At 58.4% G+C, this 3,408-nt stretch carries 3 protein-coding genes and 1 tRNA gene; 2 read left to right on the top strand and 2 right to left on the bottom strand.

Annotated features, from left to right (window positions below; translation table 11 throughout):
* Positions 1-195: 195 nt before the first annotated feature.
* A complete protein-coding gene (locus ABIZ35_RS00790) occupies positions 196-1,848 on the top strand; it encodes a nitrite/sulfite reductase (protein WP_348217971.1) in 1,653 nt (550 codons plus the stop codon).
* 184 nt (positions 1,849-2,032) lie between these two features.
* Here the strand turns inward: ABIZ35_RS00790 and ABIZ35_RS00795 are convergent.
* A tRNA-Asn gene (locus ABIZ35_RS00795) sits at positions 2,033-2,108 on the bottom strand.
* Between the two features lie 75 nt (positions 2,109-2,183).
* On the opposite strand from ABIZ35_RS00795, the gene ABIZ35_RS00800 reads away from it, so the two are divergent.
* Positions 2,184-2,852, top strand: coding sequence for a hypothetical protein (locus ABIZ35_RS00800; RefSeq protein ID WP_348217972.1), 669 nt, complete (start codon positions 2,184-2,186; stop codon positions 2,850-2,852).
* Positions 2,853-2,943: 91 nt separating this feature from the next.
* On the opposite strand, the gene ABIZ35_RS00805 is transcribed toward ABIZ35_RS00800, so the two are convergent.
* Positions 2,944-3,408: SLBB domain-containing protein (locus tag ABIZ35_RS00805; protein ID WP_348217973.1), on the bottom strand; the 465-nt coding region annotated here is incomplete at its 5' end.

Raw genomic sequence — 3,408 nt, forward strand, 5'->3', positions numbered from 1 at the left:
GAAAATGCCAGTCTCCAAAATCAGGTCCCCCAGAATTGGGGCGGAGGGGCCATCCTAGTAGGCTTTTTCACGCGTCTTGAAAAAAGATTTTCCAGAGCGGTATAATGAATCCTAATTGTCAACCAAAATTAGTAAACAATTCAAATGGCGATGCGGTTGTTTGAAGTTTGCTGGGTCATTGAGGAAGTTTGCATCATGAGTGAAGAGAAGATTATTGAGGCGGAACGCCTGAAGCGGGAAAAAGACGGTCTGGACGTACGCGCGGACATTTACCGCTATGCGACGGATGGGTTCGATACGATCGATTCCGGCGATTTCATGCGCTTCAAGTGGTGGGGCGTCTATCAGCAGCGGCCGAACGAAGGCCACTTCATGATGCGAATCAAAGTGCCCGGCGGCCGTCTGAACAACGAGCAGTTCCGTGCGATCATCAGTCTGACGACCGAGTACGGACGCGGCTTCAGCGACATCACGACGCGCCAGACCATCCAGCTGCACTGGCTGGAAATCCAGCAGTTCCCCGACATCTTCGCGCGACTCGAAGCGACCGGTCTGACCAGCGCCGGCGCCTGCGGCGACATCGCGCGCAACGTCACGGCGTCCCCGGCCGCCGGCTTCGACCCGGATGAGCTCGTGGACACCCGCCCGGTAACCGACGCCATTCAAGAGTTCTTCCATCTGAACAAGAACTTCAGCGACCTGCCCCGCAAGTACAAGATCGCCGTGGAAGGATCCTCGATCCAGAGCACCGTGCCTCAGATCAACGACGCCTCCCTCGTCGCCTATCGCCGGCAGAGCGACGGTGTGGTCGGTTATCATTTCTTTGTCGGCGGCGGCCTTTCGCTGCAGCCGCACATCGCCAAGCAGCTGGACATCTTCGTGCCCGCCGACCAGATCGAGAAAATCGTGGATGTACAGCGTGCGATCTCCGAGTGCTACCGTGACGCCAGCCAGCTGCGCAAAAAGCGCACCCGCGCCCGCCTGAAGTACCTGATGGCCGAATGGGGCCCGGAGAAGTTCACCGAGGAAGTCCGCAAGAAGCTCGACTGGTCGCCCGATCCGGCCGCGCCCGGCTTCGAGTTCTCCGACGAGACCTTCCGTGACCACGTAGGGATCCACGCACAGAAACAAGATGGCCTCTACTGGATCGGCCTGTGCATTCTGGCCGGACGCTGGACCGACGCGCAGATGAATGTCGTAGCCGATGTCGCGCAGAAGTACGGAAGCGGCGAGATCCGTCTCACCAATATCCAGAACTGCCTGATCCCCGACATCGCCGAAGCGAACTTAGAACCCGCCAAGGCCGAGCTCGCCGCCGCCGGCTTCGCGTGGGAAGTGCCCACCATCCGCCGCGGCGCGCAGTCGTGCACCGGTATCGAGTTCTGCAACCTGGCGCTGACGGAAACCAAGCTGCGCATCAAGGACGTCATCTCCCACCTGGAGATGGTCACTCCCGAGCCGTACGAGCGCGGGATCAAGATCAACATGAACGGCTGCCCAAATTCCTGCGCCCAGCACCATGTCGGCGACATCGGCCTTCAGGGCTGTATGGCGACCATGGGCGACGGCAGCAAGGTCGAGGCCTTCGACATCCATGTCGGCGGCGACCTGGGCAAGGACGCTACCTTCACGAAGGCGATCCACCGCAAGGTGCCGGCGCATCTTGTGAAGTACGCGCTCGAAAACGTCATCAAGAACTTCCAGGAAACCCGCGAGAACCAGGAGCGCTTCGCGCACTGGGCGCACCGCCACACCAACGAAGAGCTGGATGCGATCCTGGGCGTCGAAACGATCGTCGGCGCTCCCGACCTTCCCGCCCGCGCCGCCGTCGAGGCCGTTCCCGCGTAGGCGACGCGACTCACTCTCGTCCACCAAAAACGCAAATGGGGGCCGCTTCTTAGTTGAAGCGGCCCCCATTACATTTTCGTTGAGCGTGAATTTACTTAAAAAACAGAAAAAACCCACGATTTCTCGCGGGTTTTTTCGTCAATACACGTTGGTTTCCAAGAAACCTATGTTATACTGAAACATCTGGCTCCCCGAATAGGACTTGAACCTATAACATCCTGATTAACAGTCAAGCGCTCTGCCAATTGAGCTATCGGGGAACATTTACGGCAATAGTATATCCCAACGCCGGCCCACTTGTCAAGGGTTTTTCGCACTAATTCCAAGGAGTTTCCTTGAAAATCACAGAGATCGTTTTTTACAGTACGAACCGGGCGAAGCTCGTCGTCGAGATTCCTGATAACGACGCCTATACCACTTCCGAGGTCCCACGGATCCCTCGAATTCTCTTTAAGCTCTTCCCGCATATGGCGACGCAGCGCTGCTACAATGACGGCGGCTACTCGTTTCGGCGCGAAGCGCAGGCGACGGAGATCCCTCACCTACTGGAGCACTTAATCCTGGAAATTCAGGATCAAGTCCGCCGTGGCGTGGGAACGCCGTTCGCGGGCGAGACCCAGTGGAACTGGACAGTGGACCCCCGAGGCCGCTTTTACGTCACCGTGGATTACGACAATGAGCTTGTCGCCCTGGGCGCAATCCGTCTTGCAGAGCGCGTAATCAACGCATTGGATAGTAAGGAGATCGCGCAGGTCGATATGAACCGTGAGATCGGGCGGCTGCGCGAACTCGCGAAGCTGAGCCGCCGGTTCGTCCCCACAGCGCTTCGCGAGCGCTGGCGCGGCATCCAGGGCTCTTCTGCGGACACATGCGATGCCCTGGAGCAGGAAGTCGAAACAGAGCCGTATGAGGTCCACGAGGCTGTATCCATGGATGGGCATCAAAATGGAGCCGCCGCCAAAGAAAAACGACATGCACTCGCGGAGGGCGCGGCGCACTCATAATTCAATTGAGCGATACGCTGAAATGACAATATGCAAGAAAAAAGGGATGCGCAATGCGCATCCCTTTTTGCCGTTTGATTTCGAAGCTCGATTAGTGTCGGAACAGGCCGAACAGCGTAACCGCCACTCCAAACAGGGCCAGCGGCGAGAACGCCGATGGAGCCTTCGGCCGCTCTTGCGGAATGGTGATGTTATCGCCGACATTCACCATCGTTGAGCCCTGGACGTTGAGATCGGCCGCGTTGACCGTCAGCACATTGCTCTTGCCGTCCGGAGACCGGCGCAGGATCGTCGTTTGCGCCGGCTTGGCCATGGTGTCAAATCCGCCCGCCTTGCCGATCGCTTCGGCTAGGCTCAGCGTGCCGCTCGGCATCGGATACTCGCCAGGATGCGCGACACCGCCAACGATCGTGAAGACGTTCGGGCGCTCGCCGCCTCGGACGATGATCGTGTCGCCATCTCTGAGGAGAGGGTTGATCACCATGTCCGCCGGATTGAGCTGGATCTTGTTGTAGTCCAGTGTCGATGTATCCGTGGTTCCCGATCGCTGGAGCTG

This window comes from Capsulimonas sp. (assembly GCF_039929585.1).
Taxonomy (GTDB): Bacteria; Armatimonadota; Armatimonadia; order Armatimonadales; family Capsulimonadaceae; genus Capsulimonas.

Coding starts and splice junctions, on each gene's coding strand:
- ABIZ35_RS00790 (WP_348217971.1), top strand. CDS start 196: ATGAGTGAAGAGAAGATTATTGAGGCGGAACGCCTGAAGCGGGAAAAA.